Raw genomic sequence first — 24,133 nt, 5'->3', positions numbered from 1 at the left:
CTACGCGCCCGCCATCCACTTCAGGATCAGCCCGGTGACATACGCCAGGCCGGTACCGGTGGCATAACCGACCGTACCGAGCAGCACGCCCACCGGCGCCAGCGTCGGATGGAATGCTGCCGCCACCACCGGTGCCGAGGCGGCGGCGCCGATGTTGCCCTGCGAACCGATCGCGAAGAAGAACAGCGGCGCACGCACCAGCTTGGCCACGATCCACAGCACAAGCACGTGGGTGGCCATCCAGATGGCCCCCAGCAGGAACAGCCACGGACGATCCAGCAGCGACAACAGGTTCATCTGCATGCCGATGCAGGCGATCAGGAAGTACAGGAACACGGTACCCAGGCGCGAGGCGCCTGCCGCTTCCAGCCGGCGTGCACGGGTGAAGCTGAGCGTCAGGCCCATCGCGGTGGACAGCAGGATCACCCACACAAACTGGCTGTCGAGGCTGAACTGGCTGGCCCAGCTGACATTGGCCTTGAACCAGCCCGACAGCGGTGCGGCGATGGCATGGGCCAGGCCGACGCCGCCCAGTGCCACGCCGACGATCACCATCAGGTCGGTCATGCTGGGGATGCGCGCGTTCTGTGCCTCGTAGGCACTGATGCGCGCCTTCATTTCATCGATGGCGCGGGTGTCGGCACCGTTGCGTGCATCGATCTGCTGGGCGCGGTTGGCCATGAACAGCAGGATCGCCATCCACAGGCTGGCGCAGGCCACGTCGACCACAGCGAACTGGCCGAAGGTGGTGGCATCGGTGCCGAACACTTCGCGCATGGCAACCATGTTGGCGCCACCGCCGATCCAGCTGCCCGCCAATGCGGCCATCCCGGCCCAGGTGTCACCAGCCACGGTTTCCGGATGGATCAGCTTCATCACCTGGAAGGAGACGATGGCACCGAGCATGATGCCGGCGGTGCCGGCGCAGAACACCAGCAGCAGCTTCGGCCCCAGCTTGGCGATGCCTTTCAGGTCGATCGACAGGGTCAGCAGGACCAACGCCGCCGGCAACAGCACATCGCGGGCGACCGGGTTGTACAGCGAGGTGTTGTGGCCATCGATGACACCGGCGGTGTTGTAGATGGCGGGGATGAAATAGCACAGCAGCAGTGCTGGTACCCAGGCGAAGATCTTCTTCAGCAAGGGCGTTGGGCCACTGGCAGCCCAGAAGATCAAGGCGAGGGTGGCGGCGATCAGACCAAGGCCAACGATGTCGTTGCTGATCAGGGCAGTAGCGGGTTCGGTCGGCATGGGATCCTCTGTCGATCGAAAGAGCGGAAAAGAAAAGCGCCGCATAAGCGGCGCGGGTCGAAATTAACATAGTCTTCACGCAGGGTCATGCTGCGCTGCTTGCGGCAGCGCGCGGGCCTACCGAGAATCGCAGCATTCCCTTCTGGAGCCTGCCCCATGCAACTCGGCGCTTTTTCAGTCAGCTTGGCGGTGAAGGACCTGGCCACCTCACGTGCGTTCTACGAAGCGCTGGGGTTCTCGGTGACCGGTGGTGATGCGGCGCAGAACTGGCTGGTACTGCGCAACAACGGCATCGTGGTCGGCCTGTTCCAGGGCATGTTCGAGGGCAACCTGCTGACCTTCAACCCCGGCTGGGACCAGCACAAGCAGGAACTGGCGTCCTTCCAGGACGTACGCGAGGTACAGGCCGAGCTGGATGCCAAGGGCATCGCACTCACGGCGCGTGCCGATCCCGATGGCGAAGGTCCGGCCTATCTGCAGCTGACCGATCCCGATGGCAACGTGATCCTGATCGACCAGCACGTGGCGCGGCCAACGGGGCGGTGATGCGGCCAGCGTGCCAACCAGGGTTGGCACCTACCAGAACGCACGCGGCCATTGCCTGGTAGGCGTCGGCCTTGGTCGACGGAGAGGTCAGCCTGGCCGCGATGTACCAAAGTCGAGCGAGGCCAGGGTACCGCGCGGCTGGCAGGGCTGCAGCTGCAGGGTCCAGCCCAGGTGCTCGCACAACCGCGCGATCAGTTCCAGGCCGATGCCGCCGCGGTCGCCGCGCTCACCGCGGGCCATCCGCGCGTGGATCGCTGCGATCTCCTCCGGGCTCATGCCATGGCCGGGGTCCTGCAGGGTCAACACCGCTGCCGAGGTCAGGCGCAGCTCGATATGACCGCGGCCGCTGTTCTCGATGGCATTGCGCAGCAGGTTGCCGATCGCTGCCTGCACCACCGCCAGCGGCGCGACGATGTCGACCGGCGCGGCCTGGATGCCGATGCTCAGGTCCTTGTCGCCCAGCAGGTGGCGATGGTCGTCGACGATCTCCGGCAGCAGCTGGTCCAGCGCGATGCGCTCGGCACGGGCAGCCAGGCGGGCGGGATCACGCGCCAGCACCAGCAACAGCTCGATCAGCTGCTCAACGCCCTGCGCGGTACGCAGCACGCGCTGCATCTGCTGTCGTGCGCGCTCAGGCAGGCCGGGTTGCTCCAGCGCCAGTTCGGCGGCACCGGTCATCACTGCGATCGGCGTGCGCAGTTCATGGCTTGCGGTACTGATGAACACCCGCTCGCGCTCGACGAACTGCTCGTTGCGATCAAGGTAATCGTTCAGCGCATCGGCGATGGTGTGCAGCTCGGAACTGCCGCGCGGATCGACGTCAATGCGCTGGCCCTGCACGCCGGGCCGCAGTGCACCGATGTGCTGGGCCAGCAGGCTCAAGGGGCGCACCATGCGCTCCATGCCGAAGGAGGCCATCAACACGGTGACGAAGATCATGATGATGCCGGCCAGCATCACCCAGCGCGTTGCGAATTGTTCCAGGTCGTGGAAATCGGAGATGTCCAGGGCCAGCGCAACCCGTCCCATCGAGCCGGTATCGCGCACCATCACCGCCGTCTCGCGCTCGCCGATCATCACCCCGTCATGCAACCCCGGATGCAGGGTGCGCAGGCTGGCGGGCATGTTGGCTTCATTGAAGCGGAACAGGCTCAGCGTGTCCGAGTCCTGCCAGCGATAGTGCGGCTCGTGCTCGGTGTGCTCGACGATGCTGTCCAGTTCGGAATTGAGCAGCGCGCGCCACGCCGCGTGCTCGGCGTGTTCGTGCACGTAGTTGCCCACACTGAACACCGCCAGCGAAATCAGCGCCAGGTAGCCCAGCAGCCACCACACCACCCGGCGGTAGAGCGGCCCGGGCTTACGCGCCATCGTCATCGTTCCGTGCGTCCGCGCCTGCGGTGGACGCCAGCCGGTAGCCCACCCGTGGCAGGGTGTGGATCAGCTTGTCGGCAAAGGGGCCGTCCACACTGCGGCGCAGCTCGTACACATGCGAGCGCAGGAGGTCGCCGTCCGGTGGTTCATCACCCCACAGGGCGAATTCCAGCTGCTGCCGGGTGACCGCGCCCGGGCTGGCGCGCATCAGCACTTCCAGCAGCTTGCGGCAGGCCGGGTACAGGTGCAGCACCTGGCCGGCGCGCTGCGCCTCCAGGCTGGCCAGGTCCAGCACCAGGTCGCCCACCTGCAGGCGCTTGCGCGGATTGCGACCCTGCGCGCGCAGCAGCAGCGCCTCCAGGCGCACTTCCAGTTCCGGCAAGGCGAACGGCTTGGTCAGGTAATCATCTGCGCCGGCACGGAAGCCGGCAATCTTGTCCGGCAGTTCGTCGCGTGCGGTCAGCATGATCACCGGCACTTCCGAGGCGTGCTCGGACCGCAGCCGTCGCAGCACCTCCGGGCCTTCCATGCGCGGCAGCATCCAGTCCAGGATCACCGCGTCATACGGGTGGCTGCCGGCCAGGTGCAGGCCGGTGATGCCATCCGGGGCCACGTCGAGCACATGCCCGCGCGACTCGAAATAGTCGAACAGGTTGGCCACCAACTGGCGGTTGTCCTCGATCACCAACAGGCGCATGCACGAAACATCCACGGAAGTTCATGCCATGGTAGCGCTGCGGATGTCGGAATGCGGTCGCCATGCCGGCCGCTCCGACGGCTTTCCCACGTGCCGCTCATCAGAATGGCTGTTTTGCTGCCGGAGCCCCCCCGTGCCCGTTGCCCTGCCCCGCCGTTGGCACCTGCCGCTGCTGTGGTTGTTGATCGTGATGGCGCTGGCGGCCGGGCTTGGCATGCGCCAGCCGCAGCCACCGGACGAACCACGCTTCGTGCTGGCCGCACGTGCCATGGTGGAGAGCGGCGAGTGGCTGCTGCCGCACCGGGGCAGCGAGCTGTACGCCGAGAAGCCGCCGGTGTTCATGTGGCTGCAGGCCGCTGCCCACCAGGTGGTCGGCAGCTGGCAGTGGTCGTTCCTGCTGCCGTCGCTGCTGGCCGCGCTGCTCAGCCTGTGGCTGGTGTCCGACCTGGCACGCCGGCTATGGTCGCCACGGCATTCGTTGTACGCGCTTGGCGCACTGTTCTGCACCCTGCAGTTCGGCCTGATGGCCAAGCGCGCGCAGATCGACATGGTGCTGGTGGGCATGACCACGCTGGCCCTGTGGGGCCTGCTGCGCCACCTCTGCGAGCGCCGCAACCTGCCGGCCCTGTGGCTGGCGGGCTTCGCCGCCGGCGTCGGCACGGTGACCAAGGGGGTGGGCTTCCTGCCCTTGCTGATGGTGCTGCCCTGGCTGGGATGGCGGCTGTACCAGCGCCGTCGCGGCCAACCGGTGGACGGCCCCCACCCCGTCAGCCTGCTGTGGCTGATTCCGGCCTTCCTTCTGGGTACCGCGGTGTGGCTGGCACCGCTGGGCTGGGCGCTGCTGCATGAACCCAGTGCATCGCTGCAGTCGTACGCCCACGAGCTGTTGTTCAAGCAGACCGGCACCCGCTATGCCAACGCCTGGCACCATCGCCAGCCGGTCTGGTACTACCTGCAGGTGATCGCCACGCTGTGGCTGCCGGGTGCGCTGCTGCTGCCGCTGATGGTCAAACCGTGGTGGCGCCGGCTGCGTCGCGGCGACCAGCGCCAGTGGCCGCTGCTGGGCTGGGCCGCGCTGGTCCTGCTGTTCTTCACTGCCAGCCCCGGCAAGCGCGAGGTGTACGTGCTGCCGATGCTGCCGGCGATGGCACTGGCGGTGGCGCCGCTGTTGCCCGGCCTGCTGCGTCGCCTGTGCGTGCGTCGCTATCTGTTCGGCTACAGCCTGCTGCTGATGCTGGCCACCGGCGCGCTTGGCGTGATGATGCTGACCGACAGCGCCTGGGCGCAGGCGCAGCTGGCACGGCGGGCGATGCCCGACACCCTGCTGCCCGTGTTCGGCGATGGCCTGCTGACCTTCGCCATCGCCGTGGCGACGCTGGCGGTGTGGCTGCGGATACGACGCGCGGCCACGCTGGTACTGCTCACCCACGGTCTGCTGTGGATGCTGTACGGACTGGTGCTGATACCGGCGCTGGACCCCTACGCCTCGGCGTCGGCGGTGATGCGCCGGGTGGGCACGCGGATCGGCCCCGATGCGGAGCTGGCGCTGGTGGCCTGGCGCGAACAGAACCTGCTGCAGGCCGACCGGCCGGTGCGCGAGTTCGGCTTCAAGCGGCCGTGGGCAGAGCAGTGGCACGACGCCGGTCCATGGTTGGCCGAGGCGCCGGACAAGCGCTGGCTGCTGGTACTGGACAAGGCCATGAGCCCCTGTGTCGATCCGGCCCAGGTCATCGAGATCGGTGTTGCCAATCGCAATCGTTGGCAGTTGCTTCCGGGCACCGCCTGGGATGCGGCCTGCCATGCCGAGCGTGCAGGCGCCAACGACGAAGAAGACTGAACGATGATGCGCGCCGGGCACGGATTAACCCGGCGCAAACGCGTGTACGACCCTTCTCCGACATGCCAGTGACGAGCATGGTCGCGGATTCCCGTAACGGCCCCTTCCCTGCATGCCCGCTCGCCCTCTTGTCCCGGCAGTCTCCTTTGCGCCCTCGCTGCTGGCGTCGCGTTTTGCCGTTACCCATCTTTGGCTGCCTTCTGTCATCGGCATTGCGGTATTCACCGTGTTGATGGGCCTGGGTGGCGACCAGTGGCTGGCCGACCATCTGTTCCGGCTGGAAGGCGGCCGCTGGGCGCTGCAGGATGCATGGCTGACGCGTTCGGTGGTGCACAAGGCCGGCAAGTGGCTGAGCACCGCTGCGGCACTGGTGGCGATGCTGCTGTGCTTCCACCACTGGCGCCGCGGCCACGATCGCACGCTGCGTTGGGCGCTGCTGTATGTGGTGGTGGCCGTGGCACTCGGCACCGGGCTGATCTCGCTGCTGAAATCGCTGGTGCCGATGGACTGCCCGTGGGATCTGCTGCGCTATGGCGGACACGACCGGTTCGTCGGTCTTCTCAGCAGCCGCCCAACCGGCATGGCCGCACGCGCCTGCTTCCCCGCCGGCCACGCAAGCGCGGGATACGCATGGATGTGCCTGTACTTCTTCGCGCTGCTGTGGCGCCCCGCCTGGCGTTGGGCTGGGCTGTGGATCGGCCTCGGCAGCGGCCTGGTGTTCGGCATCGGCCAACAGCTGCGCGGCGCCCACTTCCTTTCGCATGACGTTGCCACCGCCTTGATCTGTTGGCTGCTGTCGCTGGGCCTGTACCTGATGGTCCGCCGCCAGTTGGATCGCTCGGCCCGCCAGGAGGCGATTGCATGAACGCATCGGTCCAACGCTCCTTCCGTCTGCCCACGCTGGCCAACATCCGCGCATGGCGGCCACAGCTGTCCACCGAAGCGTTGATCGTGCTGACCAGCCTGTTCTTCGCTGTGGCCGGCAATGGCCTGTTCTGGCACAGCGCCATGGCCAGCCATCCGGGCAGCCTGCGCTATGCACTTTCACTGCTGTTGCTGCTGCTGGGCGCGCACGGTGTGCTGCTGGGCATCCTGGTGTGGCGCTGGAATGCCAAGGTGGTGATCAGCGTGCTGCTGCTGGTCACCGCGTTTGCCGCGCACTACATGAGCCGTTACCACATCTATCTGGATGCGGACATGCTGCGCAACGTGCTGGCTACCGACCCCAAGGAAAGCCGCGAACTGATGACGGTGTCGCTGCTGTGGCCGGTCCTGCTGCTGGCTGTGTTGCCGATGGTGGTGCTGTGGCGCATTGACCTGCGCCGCCGCAGCTGGGGCCGCAGCCTGCTGTGGCGCATCGGCTTCCTGCTGGTCGCTGCGGCCACTGCACTCGGTGGCGCGCTGGTGTCCTTCCAGGATGTGTCGGCCTTGATGCGCAACCAGCGCGAAGTGCGCTACCTGGCAACGCCGGCCAACGTGCTGCTGGGGCTGCCACGTGCGCTGCGCGGCGACAACCCGGTGCAACGCGCGCCAAAGCTGCCGATCGGTACCGATGCCAAGGCGACCCCGCGCGCAGCGACCAGCAAGCCTCGCCTGCTGGTGATCGTGATGGGCGAAACGGTGCGCGCACAGAACTGGGGCCTGAATGGTGGCCGCAATACCACGCCGGAGCTGGCCCAGGCGGCGGTGGTCAATTTCCCGGACATGCACTCCTGCGGTACCAGCACCGAGGTTTCGCTGCCCTGCCTGTTCTCGCCATGGGGACGCCACGAGTACGACGAGAAGAAGATCCGTGCGCACCAGTCGCTGCTGCATGTACTGAACCGCGCGGGCATCGCGCCGCTGTGGCGCGACAACCAGTCCGGTTGCAAGGGCGTATGCGAGGGTCTGGACTTCCAGTCGCTGTCGGACGCGGCCACGCCGGGGCTGTGTGCCGATGGCCGTTGCATGGACGAGATCCTGCTGCAGGACCTGGCGACGCAGGTGCGTGCGCGCCCGGGCGACCGGGTGGTGGTGCTGCACCAGCTGGGCAACCATGGCCCGGCCTATTTCGAGCGCTACCCGCCCGCCTTCCGCCGCTTCACCCCGACCTGTGACACCCAGGACATTGGTCGCTGCTCGCGCGAAGAGATCACCAACAGTTACGACAACGCCGTGCTGTACACCGATCACTTCCTGAGCAAGACCATCGGCACGCTGCAGGGCCTGCAGGACTACGACACGGCGATGATCTACCTGTCCGACCACGGTGAATCGCTGGGCGAAAAGGGCCTGTACCTGCACGGTGTGCCGTACGCGATCGCACCGGCCGAGCAGACCCGGGTGCCGATGACGATGTGGTTCTCGCCAGGCTTCGCCAGCAGCCGTGGACTGGACCTGCAGTGCGTGCGCAAGCGCTCGGCCAGCTACACCGACCACGACAACCTGTTCCCGTCGGTGCTGGGGCTGATGCAGGTGAAGACCTCGCTGTACGAGCGGGATCGCGACCTGTTCGCCAACTGCGAGAGTTAGGGGTGTTCGGCAGGGCTGCGCCCTGCACTCGCAGAGGCAACGGCAACGGCCGAAGCAACAGCAAAGGCTGGTTTTCTGGGGGATGGCGGGGTGGGTCCGGTTGCGGGGGACGCCGTAAATCCGTCCATGGAGGCTCGGTCGCGCCATCCATGGCGCTCACGCCCCCGCAACCGGACCCACCCCGCCTTCGACAGTTGGCCGCGATCTGTTGGAACCTGCTGCTGATGGTGGGTGCCAACCGTTGGTCGGCGCTGGGGCGGATGTCGATATCTGATGGATTTCATCCACGCACGGCGTGGATCTACTGCCGTCACCGAATCGCGTCTGGGGGAGAGCCCCCTGAGTCAGGGGGCGGCCGCGAAGCGGCGGGGGTCTGGAAGCTGATAAGCGGGGCCCGCGTTTCGCGCAGCGAAGCGTGGGAGCGACAGCGCGCATGCGATGTCGCGGTCCCCGGGCGCCGCCCGGCCGACTTCCGCCACTTGCGGTGGCAACGCCTGCCCACTAGCCTTCGGCGGTCGTTCACCACCCAAGGATCGCCCGTGAAACACCGTCATCTCCTGCTGGCCGCGGCAGTCGCCGCCGCTACGCTGGCCCTGGCCGCCTGCAAGAAGGAAGCCGCCCCAGGCACCGAGACCGCCAGCAGCAGCGCAGCGGCCGGCGAAACCGCCGACCAGTTCGTGGCCCGCATCAATGCCGAATTCAAGGCGGCCTACCCGGAGATGACCTCGGCGCAGTGGCTGTCCTCCACCTACATCAACAGCGATTCAGAGCGCATCGCGGCCAAGGCCAACGAACGTTCGCTGACCCAGCTCAACAGCTGGATCGAGCAGGCCGGCAAGTTCGATGGCAAGCCGATGAGCGAAGACAGCAAGCGCGCGATCCACCTGCTGAAGCTGATGTCGTCGATGCCGGCGCCGCGCGATCCGGCCAAGCTGGCCGAACTGACCCAGATCGCCACCCGCATGGAAGGCAGCTACGGCGCAGGCAAGTACTGCACCGACGCCAACGATCCCAACTCCTGCCGCCAGCTGGGCGAACTGGAGCAGGTGCTGGCGCGCAGCCGCGACTATGACCAGCAGCTCGATGCCTGGCAGGGCTGGCACAGCACCACCAAGAGCATGCGCGGTGATTACCAGAAGTTCGTCGGCCTGGTGAATGAAGGCGCCAAGGGCATGGGCTTCACCGATGCCGGGCAGATGTGGCGCAGTGGCTATGACATGCCGCCGGAGCAGATCGGCCCGGAAACCGATCGCCTGTGGGAACAGGTCAAGCCGATGTACGAGCAGCTGCACTGCTACGCGCGCGGCAAGCTGGACAAGACCTATGGCAAGGACAAGGCCGAGGTGGGCAACGGCCTGATCGCCGCGCACCTGATGGGCAACATGTGGCAGCAGGACTGGTCCAACCTGTGGGACCAGCTGGAACCGTACCCGGGCGCCGGCAGCCTGGACATCACTGCAGCGCTGGAAAAGCAGTACCAGACCAACCTGAGCGCGGCGCTGGCCAAGGCCGGCAAGGATGCAAACGTAGCCGCGCAGTACAAGGCGCAACGCGAGGCCGAACTGCGCACCGCCAAGCAGATGACCGAGCGTGCACAGGACTTCTACGTATCGCTGGGCATGCCGTCGTTGCCGCAGTCGTACTGGGACAAGACCCAGTTCATCAAGCCCGATGACCGCGACGTGGTCTGCCACGCCAGTGCGTGGGACATGAACATGGAAGGCGATGTGCGCACCAAGATGTGCATCAAGCCCAACGAAGAGAACTTCACCACCATCTACCACGAACTGGGCCACATCTATTACGACCTGGCCTACAACCCGCTGCCGCCGCTGTTCCAGGGCGGTGCCAACGATGGCTTCCATGAAGCGATCGGCGACACCATCGTGCTGGCGATGACGCCGAAGTACCTCAGCTCGATCGGGCTGGTCGACGCGCCGACCGAGAGCCGCGAAGCGGTCATCAACAACCAGATGCGCATGGCGCTGTCGGGTGTGTCGTTCCTGCCGTTCGGCCTGATGATCGACCGCTGGCGCTGGGGCGTGTTCGATGGTTCGATCACCGCGGACAACTACAACAAGGCCTGGTGGGACCTGAAGGCCAAGTACCAGGGCGTGGCACCGGCCAGCGCCCGTGGCGAGGAGTTCTTTGATCCGGGTGCCAAGTACCACGTGCCGGGCAACACCCCGTACACCCGCTACTTCCTGGCGCGCATCCTGCAGTTCCAGTTCTACAAGGGCCTGTGCGATGCCTCCGGCTTCAAGGGCCCGCTGCACGAGTGCACCTTCTACGGCAACAAGGAAGCCGGCCAGAAGTACTGGGCGATGCTGAGCAAGGGCGCCAGCCAGCCGTGGCAGGCCACGCTGAAGGAACTGACCGGCTCGGACAAGCTCGATGCCGGCCCGATGATCGAGTACTTCAGCCCGGTCAACGCCTGGTTGAAACAGCAGAACGAAGGCCAGATGTGCGGTTGGCAGGCCAGCGCGGCACCGGCAGCGGCGGCGAAATGAAAGAAGGGGCGGGTCCGCGAGGATCCGCCCCTTTCCATTTCGGTAGTGCCGGCCGCTGGCCGGCATTGCCGAAATGAGGATCAGTTGCTCTTCTTCGCCGCCAGCTGTGCGGCCAGCGCGGCCTTGAATTCCTCGAAGGTCTGCCCCTTCTCGTTGGCTTCGGCCTGCGCCGCATCGCGCAGCGCATCCGAGTAAATCAAACGCACCGGTGTGCCCTGTCGTTCGTGCAGTTCACCGGCCTGCATGATCAGCGCCAGCACCTGGGCGGCACTTTCGCTCTGGCCGGCGATGCGGCCATCCATGCCCAGCACCCATTCGCCATCGCGGCGGACGACGCCGGCCAGCAGCGTGCGCTGCGTGTCGCGCAGTTCGGCATGCGGCTCGACGGGCGAGGCGGTGGCGGCGGCCTTGTTGGCAGCCTGCTGTTCCTGGCGACGGCGCTGGTCGCGGCGGGATTTGGAAGAGGTCGACATCAGTGGGGCTTGCATTGCGGGGGCGCAAGGATAACCCACACCCCCTGCATGCCGGTTCACGCCGGTGCGGTAGCGGCTCAGTCCAGCACCCGCCCCTGCCGCCAGTACCCCATGAAGGTGATCGCGCGGCGATCCAGGCCGCAGCCCTTCAGCAGATGCCGGCGGATCGCCATCACCGCGCCGGCCTCGCCCGCTACCCAGGCATACAGCGCGCCGTCCGCGCTGGCGTCAGCCTGCTCCCACAGGATCTGCGCATCAACGTCGATGTCGTCCAGCTCGGCAGCCTCGGCGACGGTCGCGGCCACCGCCAGCCGCGCCTGCACCGCCTGCAGCAACCGCTGCCCATGGGCCTGCTGCCCGCGTGGCAACCACACCAGTTCGGCCGTGGCCGGTGCCTTCAACGGCACCGCATCACCGGCCTGGGCGATCTCCAGCAGGGCCAGCGTGCGCGGCGGATCGGTCAGCCCGGCCAGTTCCTCGAGGATGCCGGCCACCGCCGGCAATGCGGTCTCATCGGCCACCAGCAGCACCTGGCCTACCCCGGCTGGCGGCTTCCATTCCCAGCCCTCGCTGCTGTCCGCACAGTCGGCATCGGGGGCCAGCAGCACCACGCGGTCGCCCGGCCGTGCATGCGTGGCCCAGCGCGAGGCCGGTCCGGTCTCGCCATGCAGCACGAAGTCGACGTCGACCTCGCACTCGCCGGCACGCAGTTGGCGGAGGGTAAAGGTGCGCATCGGCGGCCGCGCCTCATCGGGCAGTGCCCGGTAACGGGCATACCAGTCTTCACCGCTGGGCACGTCCGGCGCGTCCTGGCCGGGCAAGGGGAAAAACACCTTGATTCGCTGGTCCGGGCCTTCGGTCTTCATGTGCGCCACGTCGGCGCCGGTGAACACCATGCGGTCCAGGGAAGGAGAAAGAACGCGGCGCTCCTTCAGCGCCACCTCGAACAGGCGGTAGGTCTGCTGCGCAGCCATGCGGGTACCTCATGCGACGACATCGGAATGGCTGGCTGTCGTGCACCCACGAACCGGCTCGCTGGAAACCCCAGCCTAATCCCTGCCCGCAGCGCCGCAACGGATCCGCGCGTGATGACGCGCCCTACCCCTGCGCGACGCTCAATGCGCCGTGCCGGCTGCCTCTGATGCGCGCTCGCGCTGGTGCTCCCAGTACCAGAACACGAAGCCGGCCGCGAAGAAGCCCGCCTGTCCCAGTGCCAGGTGCAGCGGGTTGTTGTGCAGCAGCGGCGATACCACGCCGGCCACCACGGTGCTGATCATCAGCTGCACGAACGCCTGCAGCGACGACGCCAGGCCGCGCTGCAGCGGATACATGTCCAGCACCGCCAGCGCCAGGATCGGGAAGATCAGCGCCATGCCCATGCCGCCAAGGAAGATCGGCATCACCGCCCACGGCAGCGCGAACTGCGGCGCCAGGGTGACGTAGCCGATGTTCAGCACGGCAGAGACCGCACACAGGGTGAAACCGAGCGCGACCTGCCGGGTCGGTGTGCTGTGCCCGGCCATGCGCCCGGACAGGAACGAACCGGTGGTCATGCCGCCGATGGTGGGAATGAACAACCACGCAAAGCCACCTTCACCCAGATGCAGGTGCTGCATCACGATGGCCGGCGCCGAGGAGATGTACAGGAAGATGCCGCCGAACCCGATGCTGCCGGCCAGGGCCAGGCGCAGGAACCGCGGGTTGAAGCCGATGCGCACGTAATCGCGCAGCAACGTGCGTGGCGACAGGGCGATCCGCGCCTCCACCGGATGGGTTTCCGGCAGGAAGCGCGCGGTGGCCGCCAGCAGCACCAGCGCGAATACCACCAGGAACCAGAAGATCAGCGGCCAGCCGGCACCGCTGAGCAGGATCCAGCCACCGATGATCGGCGCGATGGCCGGGGCGATACCGAACAGCATCGACACCTGGCTCATCAGCCGCTGCGCGTCGTGGCCGTGGTACAGATCGCGGATCACCGCGCGGCCGACGATCATGCCCACGCCGGCGGACAGGCCCTGCAGTGCGCGGAACGCCAGCAGCGTGGTCAGGTCGGTAGACAACGCACAGCCCACCGAGGCGCCGACGAAGATCACCAGGCCGCCGAGGATCACCCGCTTGCGTCCCCACGCATCGGACAGCGGGCCATGGGCCAGGCTCATCAGGCCGTAGAACAGCAGGTAGACGCTGATGGTCTGCTGCACCGCCACCTCGTCCACCGCCAGGCGCTGGGCCAGCTGCGGAAACGCGGGAAAGATGGTGTCGATCGAGAACGGACCGAACATGGCCAGGCCAGCGAGCAACAGGGCCATGCGGCGGGTGGAAGGAGCAACGGCGGCGGTCATCGGGCAAGCGTCCGGCAGGGCCATGCATGACACGCACGGCGGGCGCCGATCCCCTGCAGCAGGGACGGCGCCAGATGAATACGAGAATCCCACCATCATAGGTGGGGRATGCGCGCGATGCCATGCACGGATGCACAGAACGCACGCCCGGGCCATCGGCCATTCAGCCCCGTGAGGCCATCCCGGGCCACCGTCAGGCGCCGGCAACGAGCTATAATCGGCGGGCAACACGGTGGGAGAAGCAGGTCACCGCTGCCGAAGGCGCAACGCCCGTAATCGCTCAGGCCCGATACCACCCGTAACAGAACTCTGGAGAGACCGGTTCGATCCGGCGCCGAAGGGGCACGAAGCTGCGGTTTTCCGCGCTTTTAAACTCTCAGGCAAAAGGACAGAGGGGCGCCCGCAGACCGCCGACCGGCGGCTTGTGCCCGTGCGTGTGCCCTTTCCTGACGGATCCTTCGCCATGTCCCAGAACACCCCTTCCCTGCGTGAGCTCGAGCACCATTCGGCGTTCGTCGAGCGCCACATCGGCCCTAACGATGCCGAGATCGCGCAGATGCTCGGCGTCATCGGCCACGCCTCGCTGGATGCGATGACCGATGCCATCGTGCCGGCCAAGATCAAGTCGCCGGCACCGCTGGCGCTGCCGGAGTCGATCACCGAAGTGCAGGCGCTGGCGAAGATCCGCGCGATCGCCGACAAGAACACCGTGCTGCGCAGCTTCATCGGCCAGGGCTACTACGGTACCCACACGCCGAACGTGATCCTGCGCAACATCCTGGAAAACCCGGCCTGGTACACCGCCTACACCCCGTACCAGGCGGAAATCTCGCAGGGCCGCATGGAAGCGCTGATCAACTTCCAGACCCTGTGCGCCGACCTGACCGGCATGGAAATCGCCAACGCCTCGCTGCTGGACGAAGCCACGGCCGCCGCTGAAGCGATGACCCTGGCCAAGCGCTCGGCCAAGTCGAAGTCGGACACCTTCTTCGTGCACGACGCCGTGCACCCGCAGACGCTGGAACTGCTGCGCACCCGCGCCGAGCCCATGGGCATCGTGCTGCGCGTGGGCACCCCGGCCGAAGCGCTGGAAGCGGAAGCCTTCGGCCTGCTGCTGCAGTACCCGGACACCTTCGGCCAGGTGGGCGACTACAAGGCGCTGGTCGATGCCGTGCACGCGCGCGGCGGCCTGGTGGCCGTGGCCACCGACCTGCTGGCACTGACCCTGCTGGCCGCCCCGGGCGAATGGGGTGCGGACATCGTGGTCGGCAACAGCCAGCGTTTCGGCGTGCCGTTCGGCTTCGGTGGCCCGCATGCTGCGTTCATGGCCTGCCGTGATGCCTACAAGCGTTCGATGCCGGGCCGCCTGATCGGCGTCTCGATCGACGCACAGGGCAACCCGGCCTACCGCCTGACCCTGCAGACCCGCGAACAGCACATCCGCCGCGAGAAGGCCACCTCCAACATCTGCACCGCACAGGTGCTGCTGGCGGTGATGGCCTCGATGTATGCCGTCTACCACGGTCCGGAAGGCCTGACCCGCATCGCCCGCCGCACCCATCGCCTGGCCGCCATCCTGGCCAGCGCGCTGCGCACTGCCGGTGTGCAGGTCGGTGCCGACTTCTTCGACACGCTGCACGTCACCGGCGTCGACGCCGACGCGATCCATGCCAAGGCCCGTGCCGCCGGCTACAACCTGCGTGCGATCGACAGCAGTTCGGTCGGCATCAGCCTGGACGAGACCGCCACCCGCGCCGACATCGTCGCCGTAGGCGCGCTGTTCGGTGCAACCGTTGATGTGGACGCGCTCGATGCCAGCACCGCCGATGCGCTGCCGGCCGGCCTGCTGCGCCAGTCCGCGTTCCTGACCCACCCGGTGTTCAACACCCACCACAGCGAGCACGAACTGCTGCGCTACCTGCGTTCGCTGGCCGACAAGGACCTGGCGATGGACCGCACGATGATCCCGCTGGGCTCGTGCACCATGAAGCTCAACGCCACCGCCGAAATGATCCCGGTGACCTGGCCGGAGTTCTCGCAGATCCACCCGCTGGTGCCGACCGAGCAGGCGCTGGGCTACAAGGAACTGATCGATTCGCTGGAAGCGATGCTGGTCGAGTGCACCGGCTACGACGCCGTCAGCCTGCAGCCGAACTCCGGTGCGCAGGGCGAGTACGCCGGCCTGCTGGCGATCCGCGCCTACCACCGCTCGCGTGGCGAAGATCACCGTGACATCTGCCTGATCCCGGATTCGGCGCATGGCACCAACCCGGCCTCGGCGCAGATGTGCGGCATGAAGGTCGTGGTCACCAAGACCGATGCCAACGGCAACGTCGACGTCGAAGACATCCGCCTCAACGCCGAGAAGTACAGCGACCGCCTGGCCGCGATCATGATGACCTACCCGTCCACGCACGGCGTGTTCGAGGAAGAGGTGGTGGAGATCTGCGAGATCATCCACAAGCATGGCGGCCAGGTGTACACCGACGGTGCCAACATGAACGCCCTGGTCGGCGTGGCCAAGCCGGGCAAGTGGGGTTCGGACGTTTCGCACCTGAACCTGCACAAGACCTTCTGCATCCCGCACGGCGGCGGCGGCCCGGGCGTTGGCCCGTGTGCGGTCAAGTCGCACCTTGCCCCGTTCCTGCCGGGCAAGCTGGGTGACAACGGTCCGGTCGGCATGGTCAGCGCCGCCAGCTTCGGCAGCGCCTCGATCCTGCCGATCAGCTGGATGTACATCGCGATGATGGGCACCGAAGGCCTGCGCAAGGCCACCCAGGTTGCCCAGCTCAACGCCAACTACATCGCCAAGCGCCTGGCCCCGCACTTCAAGACCCTGTACACCGGTCGCAACGGCCTGGTCGCGCACGAGTGCATCCTGGACGTGCGTCCGCTGGAGAAGACCAGCGGCATCGGTGCCGAAGACGTGGCCAAGCGCCTGATCGACTTCGGCTTCCATGCCCCCACCCTGAGCTTCCCGGTGGCCGGCACGCTGATGGTCGAACCGACCGAAAGCGAATCGCTGCACGAGCTGGACCGCTTCATCGACGCGATGATCCAGATCCGCGAAGAGATCACCGCGATCGAAGACGGCCGCCTGGACCGCGAGGACAACCCGCTGAAGAACGCCCCGCACACGGCCACGGCCGTGACCGCCAGCGAGTGGACCCACGCCTACCCGCGCGAGCTGGCCGCCTTCCCGCTGCCGAGCCTGAAGCTGCAGAAGTACTGGCCGCCGGTAGCCCGCGTCGACAACGTGTACGGCGACAAGAACGTGATGTGTGCCTGCATCCCGGTCGATGCCTACAAGGATGATGAAGTCGAGGCGTAAGCCATCGCGGCATCGGTAAGAGAACGGCCCGCGCAAGCGGGCCGTTCTCGTTTCCAGTAGATCCACGCCATGCGTGGATGCTTTGCCGTCATGGGTCGGGCATCTGCCCCAGGCTCAACTGCCACGACACGCCGAAGCGGTCCTGCACCCAGCCGTAGCGGCTGCTGAAATCCTGATCGCCCACCGGCATCAGCCAGTGCCCGCCGTCACCCAGCACGCGCGCGGCACGCTCGAATGATTCGGCGCCGGAACACTCGACGAACAGCGAAATCGAGGGCGTGAACGTGAAGTCGTGCACATCCAGGCTGTCAAAGCACAGGTAGTGGGTGCCGCCGAGCAGGAAAATGGCCTGGCGGACCTGCCCGGGCACGCCCGCGCCCGCCCCGTCCGGGTGGCGCTGCAGGGCCAGCAGGCGGAATTCGGCGAAGGCTTCGGCGTACAGGGCCAGCGCCGCTTCGGCCTGGCCGGTGAACATCAGGAAGGGACGGCTGCGCAGCATGCGGTGCTCCCGTTCGTCGGGCCGGTGATGGCCCACCCGATCAGGATGGCACGGCGGATGTGCAGCCCCCGTGGTAGTGCCGGCCTCTGGCCGGCAACGCCGATCAGGCCTCGCGCATGCGCCGGGCGATGGCGCTGCTGGCCGCGATGGTCGCCGTCAGCGCCACCATCGACAGGAACTGCAGGCGCGTATGCGACTCGCTCAGCAGCAGGCCGAAGATCAGTGCCAGGATGCCCAGCGCACAGACGGTCAGCCATGGGAAACCGGCCATGCGGAACGGCAGGCGGGTGCCGAGGCGGTCGGCGCGGCGGCGCAGCACCAGCTGCGAGACCAGCGACAGCGTCCACACCAGCAGGCAGGTGGAACCGACGATGTTCAGCAGCACCGGCAGTACCCGGTCCGGGAACAGCAGCTCCATCACCGTGGCGGCAAAGCCGAACAGCACGCTGGCCAGCACGGCGATCACCGGCACCTGGCGCGGGTCGGTCCAGCCGAGCACGGCCGGCGCTTCACGACGCTGCGCCAGCGAATACATCATGCGCGAGGCGCCGTAGAGGTTGGCATTGAGCGCCGACAGCAGCGCGATCACGGCGATCAGGGTGATGGCCGTACCTGCGCCCGGGATGCGGGCGATATCCAGCACCGCAGCGAACGGCGACTTCAGCGCCTCGCTGGTCCACGGCACCACGGCGATGATCACGCTCAGCGAACCGATGTAGAACACCAGGATGCGCCAGGCCACGGTGCGGATGGCACGGGCGATGCTGCGCTCGGGGTCTTCGGTCTCCGCCGCAGCGACGGCCACGATTTCGGTGCCACCGAAGGCGAACACCACCACCAGCAGCGCCGCGCCGATGCCGGCCAGTCCCTTCGGTGCGAAGCCACCGTGCTCGGTGAAGTTGCTCAGGCCCGGCGAGGCCACCTGCGGCAGCCAGCCCATCAGCAGCGCCACGCCCACGGCGATGAAGGCCAGGATCGCCGCCACCTTGAGGATGGCGAACCAGAATTCGAACTCGCCGAAGTTCTTCACCCCGAGCAGGTTGATCGCGGTGAAGAACAGCATGAAGGCCAATGCCGCCATCGGTACCGGCACCACCGGCCAGACTGTGGCCAGCAATCCGGCCGCACCCACCGCCTCGGCGGCAATCACGATGACCAGCTGCACCCACCACAGCCAGCCCACGGTGGCACCGGCGGTGGCGCCCATGGCATCGGCCGCATACACCGAGAACGCACCGCTGGTCGGCTTGGCCGCGGCCATTTCGCCCAGCGCGTTCATCACGATGATCACCAGCGCACCGGCCACCAGGTAGGACACCAGCACCGCCGGGCCGGCCGCCTGCACGCCCACGCCGGAGCCGAGGAACAGGCCGGCGCCGATGGCGCTGCCCAGCCCCATCATGATCAGCTGGCGTGGCTTGAGCGAATGGCCGAGGCGGGAGGGCGAAGCGGTCGTATCGGGGGTGGCGGGCATCGGCAGGGCTGGCGGCGGCTACAAGGGCGACACCTTACCGTGTCCAGCCGCCGCGGGGATAGGCACAGCGCAGCAGGAAACTCAGGCCGGTACCGGCTCGCCGACATTGCCGCCGATACGGGCGCGGTAGGCGCGCGGGGAGAAACCGGTTTCAGCCTTGAACTTGCGGGTGAACGCGCTCTGGTCGCTGAAACCGCAGGCCTGGCCGATGCAGGCAATGCTCTCGTTGCCATGCAGCAGGTGCATGGCCATCTGGATCCGCAGCCGGGTCAGCACCTGCTGCGGCGTCATCTGGAACACCTTGCGGAAGCTGCGCTCCAGCTTGGACAACGAGAACCCGGTGATGTCCAGCAGCGTCTGCATCCGCACGTTCTCGGCGTAGTGCGTATTGAGGTGGGCCAAGGCCAGACGGAGCTGCTCGTACTGGGTCCCCAGGCTGTCCTTCTGGCCGAGGTCGCGGGAAATGCCGATCAGCCCCTCGACCTGCCCGTCCACCAGCAGCGGGCGTTTGCAGGTCAGGCACCAGCCCGGTTCGCGGTTGGCGAACAGGTGCAGCTCCATCAGGTTCTCGATCACCTCGCCGGACAGCACGCGTGCGTCCTGGTCGACATAGTCCGCACTCAAGCCGGTGGGGTAGATCTCGGCCGCGGTGCGTCCGATCACGTCCTTGCGCGCACGCAGGCCCAGCCGTCGCAGCATGGTCTGGTTGACGTAGGTGTAGCGGCCCTGGCGGTCCTTCATGAAGAACAGCACGTCCGGAATGGCGTCGAACAGGGCTTCGATGTCGGCGGGTTCGACTCGCATGCGGCAAGCATACCCGAGCCGCCGATTTGTCTGCGCGTTCACTCTCACGGGACCGTGCATTAACGCCGGCGGCGCCACTGTCTGGGGTCTGCCCCCTACCCGCTCCAGGAGATCCTCCATGGCCGCCAGCAAGCCGACCGGCAAGCGCGCTCCCGCCACCACCTCCGCCGACCGTGACAGCCGCGGCCAGGGCGATGAACTGCATCAGCTCGCAGGAGGCGCCCATCCGGTACTGACCAGCAACCAGGGTATTCCGGTTGCCGACAACCAGAACTCCCTGCGCCAGGGACCGCGTGGACCCACCCTGCTGGAAGACTTCCTGCTGCGCGAGAAGATCACCCACTTCGACCACGAGCGTATTCCCGAGCGCATCGTCCATGCACGCGGTTCGGCCGCCCATGGCTTCTTCGAACTGACCCGGTCGCTGGGCAAGGTGACCCGGGCGAAGATCCTCACCGAGGTCGGGGTGAAGACGCCGGTGTTCACCCGCTTCTCCACGGTTGCCGGCGGCGCCGGCTCGGTCGACACCCCGCGCGACGTGCGCGGCTTCGCGGTGAAGTTCTACACCAGGGAAGGCAACTGGGACCTGGTCGGCAACAACATTCCGGTGTTCTTCATCCAGGACGCGATCAAGTTCCCCGACCTCATCCATGCGGTGAAGATGGAACCGGACCGCGCGTTCCCGCAGGCGGCCAGCGCACACGACACGTTCTGGGATTTCGTCTCGCTGATGCCCGAATCGATGCACATGATCATGTGGGCGATGAGCGATCGCACGATTCCGCGCTCGCTGCGCACCATCGAAGGCTTCGGCATCCACAGCTTCCGCCTGCTGGATGAGGAAGGGAACTCCACCTTCGTCAAGTTCCACTGGCGGCCGAAGCTGGGGCTGCAGTCCACCGTCTGGGACGAGGCGCTGAAGCTGCAGGCCGCCGACAACGATTTCCACCGCCGCGACCTGTTCGAGGCGATCCAGCGCGGCGACTTCCCCGAGTGGGAGCTGGCCGTGCAGCTGTTTACCGAAGAACAGGCCGATGGCTTCCCGTTCGACCACCTGGACCCGACCAAGATCATCCCCGAGTCGCTGGTGCCGCTGCAGGTAATCGGACGCATGGTGCTGGACCGCTGGCCGGACAATTTCTTCGCCGAGACCGAGCAGGTCGCCTTCTGCCCGGCCAACGTGCCGCCGGGCATCGATTTCAGCAATGACCCGCTGCTGCAGGGGCGGCTGTTCTCCTATCTGGATACCCAGCTGATCCGCCTGGGCGGACCGAACTTCAACCAGATTCCGATCAACGCACCGAAGTGCCCGTTCGCCAACCATCAGCGCGATGGCCACATGCAGATGCAGGTGCCGAAGGGGCGCGTGGCCTACGACCCCAGTTCGCTGCAGGAAGACAGCCCGCGCGAGACGCCCACCGGTTTCCGCAGCCACGCCAGCGCCGATGATGGGCGCAAGGGCCGCACCCGCGCGGAGAGCTTTGCCGACCACTACAGCCAGGCGCGGATGTTCTTCCGCAGCCTGGAAAAACCGGAACAGGCGCACCTGGCCTCGGCGCTGGTGTTCGAGCTGTCGAAGGTGGAAACCGAGAAGGTGCGCGTGCGCACCGTCAGCCATCTGCGCAACATCGACGAAGGCCTGGCCAAGCGCGTGGCCGACGGGCTGGCCCTGGGCACCCTGCCCGCCCCGGCACCGACGGCAACCCCTGCACAGGACCTGCCCGCCGCACCCGAGGTCCGCGTGATCGGCCGCAACAAGCCCCTGCTGCAGGGGCGCTGCATCGGCATCCTGTTCGACGAGGGCTCCGATGCACGGGTGATCGCCACTCTGCGCAAGTCCGCCGAAAAGGCCGGCGCCAGCGTCAAGCTGGTCGCGCCGAAAATTGGCGGTGCCACGCTCAGCGACGGCAAAACGCAGGCCGCCGATGGACAGCTGGCCGGTACCCCGTCGGTGGTGTTCGACGCAGTGGCGGTCGTGCTGAGTGCCGACGCCGGCAAGGCCTTGGCCAAGGACGCGGCAGCCGTGGGCTTTGTCAGCGATGCCTGGGCGCACCTGAAAGCCATCGCCAGTGACGAAGGCGCACAGGCCCTGTTGAAGGCAGCGCGCGTCGGCAACGATGCCGGCACCGTGGAGGCCGAAGACAGCAAGGCCTTCCTCGCCGCTGCCGCCACCCGCCAGTGGGCACGCGAGCCGAAGCTGCGCCTGCTGGCCTGATCATCCAACAGGAGAATCCCCATGCCCCGTGGTGACAAATCCGCCTATACCGACAAGCAGAAGCGCCAGGCCGAGCATATCGAAGAGAGTGAGCGCGAACGCGGTGCCAGTGAAGGCACCGCCGAGCGCATCGCCTGGGCCACCGTGAACAAGCAGGATGGTGGTGGCAAGCGCAGCGGCAGCGCGCGCAAGGCAACGAAGAAGGTGGCCAGAAAGACAACGGCGAAGAAGGCTTCCGCAAGCAAGGCGCCGGCGAAGAAGGTGGCGAATAAGACCGCTGCGAAGAAGACGCCTGCGAAGAAAGCCGCCACCAGGAAGACTGCTGCAAAGAAGGTGGTGAAGAAGGCGCCTGCGAAGGTCCCTGCAAAGAAGGCGGCCGCCGGGAAGGCAACGCAGAAGAGCGCCTCACGCAGCACCGCAGCGAAGAAGGCCGCGAAGACCCGTGCAGCAAAAAAGGCGGTACGCAAGACCGCGGCGAAGAAGGCCGCACGCACCCGCGCCGGCAATTAGCCGGTAGCGGGCAGCGCCCTCACCCAACCGGCCACCACCGCGGCGGCCGGTTCGGCACAGGCCTGCAGCAGCAGATGCGGCCCGTCCAGGGCCACGTGCCGCGCGTCCGGCAGCAGGGTCTGCAGCTCGGCTACGCTCGGCGGCCACAGCAGCCGGTCATGACCCGCCTGCAGGCACAGCGTCGGCACCCCGATCTGCGGCAGCAATGCGCGTACGTCCACCCGCAGGGTCGCTGCGGCGCGCTGCCGCAACGTGGTCGCTGGAACCTGAGCCAACGCAGCGCGCAGCATCGGCATGTGCTCGCCGGTGCGCCACCGCCCCAGCAGCAGGCGCGCCAGCATCGCCACGGGAGGCACCGGCCAGGCCGGTGACAGCAGTGCCGCGCCGGCTGCCGGCAATGGCACGGGCCGGCGCGCAAAGGTCGCGGCCAGCACCAGTCCGCGCAGCGCTGCGGGCTGGCGCGCGGCCAGCTCGACTGCCAACGGCCCCGAGAAGGACTCGGCAAGCAGGATGAAGGGGTGGCGGGGCAGCTGCGGCCACAGCCATCTGGCAAGCGTGGCGTAATCCTGCCCGCCCTGCGCAGGCAGCGCGATCGCCTGCGTCGTCAGCCCATGAGCCTGCAGTGCGGACAGCAACGGGGTCGACATGCTGCCGGTGCCATCCAGGCCTGGCAGCATCAGTACGTGCAGCGGCGCGGCCGACGCGGCATCACAGCCCCGTTTTTCCTCACGTCCCGTTCCCATGCCAGCTCCTTTGCTGGCAAGCATCGCCCGGATCGGCAGGCGAAGGAACCTCTTCCTGGCTCTCCCTCTGCTGTGCCGGCCAAGGTTGCGCGATACTGCCGGCTCCGCCGCAGGATGCGGCTACCAAGGAGAGCGTTGATGCGAGGGACCTACGCACTGGCCATGATGGCCCTGATGCTGCCAATGACCACCTTTGCCAGCGATGGCTGGATAAATGGCGACGGCAAGGCGGTGCCGCAGACCGATGCCATGAAATCCAGCGATGGCTTTGCGGCATCCCTGCTGGTCACCTCCGACGCCGACTGGCGGGCCAAATGGGAAACTCCACCGGAGAGCACTCCCAGCTTTACCGAGGCCAGCGAAGTCCACCTGGGCGGAGAATTGTTCCTGCTGACATTCCTGTCCAACCCGCAACTGGATGAGAACCGCGTACCCAAGGTGCACTGCGATCTGCACATGCTTCGCCCGGACGGCAGTACCAGTGTCGACGAACGCGATGTTCCCTGCTTCACTGCCGCCCTGCCCGGCCCGCCAACCCTGCTGTACATGACCAGTGTGCAGCTGAAGTTCGTCGCCGAGGCAGGTGACCCGAAGGGCACGTGGACCGCGCAGGTGGTGGTCAGGGATCTGTTGCGGAATGTGAGCCTGCCCCTGCAGGCCCGCTTCGACGTCCGTTGACAGGAGGCCTGCAGATGAAGATGCGACGACTGCTGAGCTGGACAGGCCTTGCGCTGTGCGTGGTCTACCTGCTGTTGACCGCGTGGCTGGTCCACGGCGCGCAGACAGACGCCGACCCGAAGGGTACCTACATCCTGATGGCACTCCCCATCACCCTGCAGTCCGCCGCGCTTGATGCCATCGGCGCAGGCAGCCTGTTGTACGGCAAGCCCTGGTCGACCGCGTATGCGGTGCTGGTTCCGCCAACCCTGCTGTTGCTGTACGCGGCCGGTTGGTTGATCGAACGCTCGGCACGCGGGCGCTAGCGGCCCTCAACCGTTGCGTGCATCGACGCCCTGCAT

Annotated in this window: 20 protein-coding genes and 1 riboswitch; of the genes, 10 read left to right on the top strand and 10 right to left on the bottom strand. The window is 67.0% G+C overall.

Annotated elements, in window-relative coordinates; all coding sequences use genetic code 11:
* The gene (locus tag AB4Y98_RS14980; protein ID WP_312786566.1) at nt 1-1,251 is read right to left on the bottom strand and encodes a DUF819 family protein; all 1,251 of its coding nucleotides are present in this window, start codon (nt 1,249-1,251) and stop codon (nt 1-3) included.
* A gap of 156 nt (nt 1,252-1,407) precedes the next feature.
* Between AB4Y98_RS14980 and AB4Y98_RS14975 the strand changes: the two genes are divergently transcribed.
* Nucleotides 1,408-1,797, top strand: a complete 390-nt coding sequence (locus AB4Y98_RS14975; protein ID WP_025877085.1) for a VOC family protein — start codon at nt 1,408-1,410, stop codon at nt 1,795-1,797.
* An 87-nt stretch (nt 1,798-1,884) separates the two neighbouring features.
* Here the strand turns inward: AB4Y98_RS14975 and AB4Y98_RS14970 are convergent, their stop codons facing one another.
* Together AB4Y98_RS14970 and AB4Y98_RS14965 are read right to left on the bottom strand one after the other, a co-directional pair.
* Nucleotides 1,885-3,165, bottom strand: a complete 1,281-nt coding sequence (locus AB4Y98_RS14970) for a sensor histidine kinase (RefSeq protein ID WP_032951976.1) — start codon at nt 3,163-3,165, stop codon at nt 1,885-1,887.
* A complete protein-coding gene (locus tag AB4Y98_RS14965) occupies nt 3,155-3,865 on the bottom strand; it encodes a response regulator transcription factor (protein ID WP_025877081.1) in 711 nt (236 codons plus the stop codon). The genes AB4Y98_RS14970 and AB4Y98_RS14965 overlap by 11 nt, the downstream gene beginning before the upstream one ends.
* Before the next feature lie 133 nt (nt 3,866-3,998).
* Here AB4Y98_RS14965 and AB4Y98_RS14960 point away from each other — a divergent pair, with 133 nt between their 5' ends.
* The 4 genes from AB4Y98_RS14960 (at nt 3,999) to AB4Y98_RS14945 (ending at nt 10,723) form a co-directional block, all read left to right on the top strand.
* Entirely contained in the window at nt 3,999-5,702 is a 1,704-nt protein-coding gene (locus AB4Y98_RS14960; RefSeq protein ID WP_442244620.1) for an ArnT family glycosyltransferase, read from the top strand.
* Between the two features lie 112 nt (nt 5,703-5,814).
* Entirely contained in the window at nt 5,815-6,567 is a 753-nt protein-coding gene (locus tag AB4Y98_RS14955; protein WP_442244619.1) for a phosphatase PAP2 family protein, read from the top strand.
* A complete protein-coding gene (locus tag AB4Y98_RS14950; protein ID WP_442244618.1) occupies nt 6,564-8,213 on the top strand; it encodes a phosphoethanolamine transferase in 1,650 nt (549 codons plus the stop codon). The genes AB4Y98_RS14955 and AB4Y98_RS14950 overlap by 4 nt, the downstream gene beginning before the upstream one ends.
* A gap of 539 nt (nt 8,214-8,752) precedes the next feature.
* Nucleotides 8,753-10,723 carry a M2 family metallopeptidase gene (locus AB4Y98_RS14945; RefSeq protein WP_428704382.1) on the top strand — a complete coding sequence of 657 codons (1,971 nt, stop codon included), beginning with the start codon at nt 8,753-8,755 and terminating at the stop codon, nt 10,721-10,723.
* Nucleotides 10,724-10,803: 80 nt separating this feature from the next.
* Here the strand turns inward: AB4Y98_RS14945 and AB4Y98_RS14940 are convergent, their stop codons facing one another.
* The 3 genes from AB4Y98_RS14940 to AB4Y98_RS14930 form a co-directional block, all read right to left on the bottom strand.
* Nucleotides 10,804-11,196 carry a hypothetical protein gene (locus AB4Y98_RS14940; protein ID WP_089236443.1) on the bottom strand — a complete coding sequence of 131 codons (393 nt, stop codon included), beginning with the start codon at nt 11,194-11,196 and terminating at the stop codon, nt 10,804-10,806.
* A gap of 77 nt (nt 11,197-11,273) precedes the next feature.
* Complete coding sequence (locus tag AB4Y98_RS14935; protein ID WP_442244617.1) at nt 11,274-12,170, bottom strand: siderophore-interacting protein; 897 nt, start codon at nt 12,168-12,170, stop codon at nt 11,274-11,276.
* A gap of 141 nt (nt 12,171-12,311) precedes the next feature.
* Nucleotides 12,312-13,538: a multidrug effflux MFS transporter gene (locus AB4Y98_RS14930; protein ID WP_088100553.1), complete on the bottom strand. Its 1,227-nt coding sequence runs from the start codon at nt 13,536-13,538 to the stop codon at nt 12,312-12,314.
* A 299-nt stretch (nt 13,539-13,837) separates the two neighbouring features.
* A riboswitch (glycine riboswitch) is annotated at nt 13,838-13,940 on the top strand.
* 61 nt (nt 13,941-14,001) lie between these two features.
* Between AB4Y98_RS14930 and gcvP the strand changes: the two genes are divergently transcribed.
* Nucleotides 14,002-16,869, top strand: a complete 2,868-nt coding sequence (gene gcvP / locus AB4Y98_RS14925) for an aminomethyl-transferring glycine dehydrogenase (protein ID WP_442244616.1) — start codon at nt 14,002-14,004, stop codon at nt 16,867-16,869.
* Between the two features lie 88 nt (nt 16,870-16,957).
* On the opposite strand, the gene AB4Y98_RS14920 is transcribed toward gcvP, so the two are convergent.
* The 3 genes from AB4Y98_RS14920 to AB4Y98_RS14910 form a co-directional block, all read right to left on the bottom strand.
* Nucleotides 16,958-17,368, bottom strand: a complete 411-nt coding sequence (locus tag AB4Y98_RS14920) for a VOC family protein (RefSeq protein WP_442244615.1) — start codon at nt 17,366-17,368, stop codon at nt 16,958-16,960.
* A 103-nt stretch (nt 17,369-17,471) separates the two neighbouring features.
* On the bottom strand, nt 17,472-18,842 hold the full coding sequence (locus AB4Y98_RS14915; protein WP_442244614.1) for an amino acid permease: 1,371 nt from the start codon (nt 18,840-18,842) through the stop codon (nt 17,472-17,474).
* 81 nt (nt 18,843-18,923) lie between these two features.
* Complete coding sequence (locus AB4Y98_RS14910) at nt 18,924-19,646, bottom strand: AraC family transcriptional regulator (protein ID WP_025877061.1); 723 nt, start codon at nt 19,644-19,646, stop codon at nt 18,924-18,926.
* A gap of 118 nt (nt 19,647-19,764) precedes the next feature.
* Here AB4Y98_RS14910 and AB4Y98_RS14905 point away from each other — a divergent pair, with 118 nt between their 5' ends.
* On the top strand, nt 19,765-21,861 hold the full coding sequence (locus tag AB4Y98_RS14905) for a catalase (protein WP_442244613.1): 2,097 nt from the start codon (nt 19,765-19,767) through the stop codon (nt 21,859-21,861).
* 21 nt (nt 21,862-21,882) lie between these two features.
* A complete protein-coding gene (locus tag AB4Y98_RS14900) occupies nt 21,883-22,371 on the top strand; it encodes a hypothetical protein (protein WP_428704376.1) in 489 nt (162 codons plus the stop codon).
* Here AB4Y98_RS14900 and AB4Y98_RS14895 read toward each other — a convergent pair.
* Nucleotides 22,368-23,114: an alpha/beta fold hydrolase gene (locus AB4Y98_RS14895; protein ID WP_442244612.1), complete on the bottom strand. Its 747-nt coding sequence runs from the start codon at nt 23,112-23,114 to the stop codon at nt 22,368-22,370. The two genes, AB4Y98_RS14900 and AB4Y98_RS14895, sit on opposite strands and share 4 nt — an antisense overlap.
* A gap of 138 nt (nt 23,115-23,252) precedes the next feature.
* Between AB4Y98_RS14895 and AB4Y98_RS14890 the strand changes: the two genes are divergently transcribed.
* Both AB4Y98_RS14890 and AB4Y98_RS14885 read left to right on the top strand, forming a co-directional pair.
* Nucleotides 23,253-23,792, top strand: coding sequence for a hypothetical protein (locus tag AB4Y98_RS14890; protein WP_363732164.1), 540 nt, complete (start codon nt 23,253-23,255; stop codon nt 23,790-23,792).
* 14 nt (nt 23,793-23,806) lie between these two features.
* Nucleotides 23,807-24,097 carry a hypothetical protein gene (locus tag AB4Y98_RS14885; RefSeq protein WP_032951973.1) on the top strand — a complete coding sequence of 97 codons (291 nt, stop codon included), beginning with the start codon at nt 23,807-23,809 and terminating at the stop codon, nt 24,095-24,097.
* Nucleotides 24,098-24,133: the final 36 nt, after the last annotated feature.

Origin of the sequence: Stenotrophomonas sp. 2YAF26, from assembly GCF_052114625.1 — a bacterium.
In the GTDB taxonomy this organism is placed as follows: domain Bacteria; phylum Pseudomonadota; class Gammaproteobacteria; order Xanthomonadales; family Xanthomonadaceae; genus Stenotrophomonas; species Stenotrophomonas indicatrix.
Note: the sequence above shows the minus strand (reverse complement) of the source record. Positions and strands in the feature narration are given on the sequence as shown.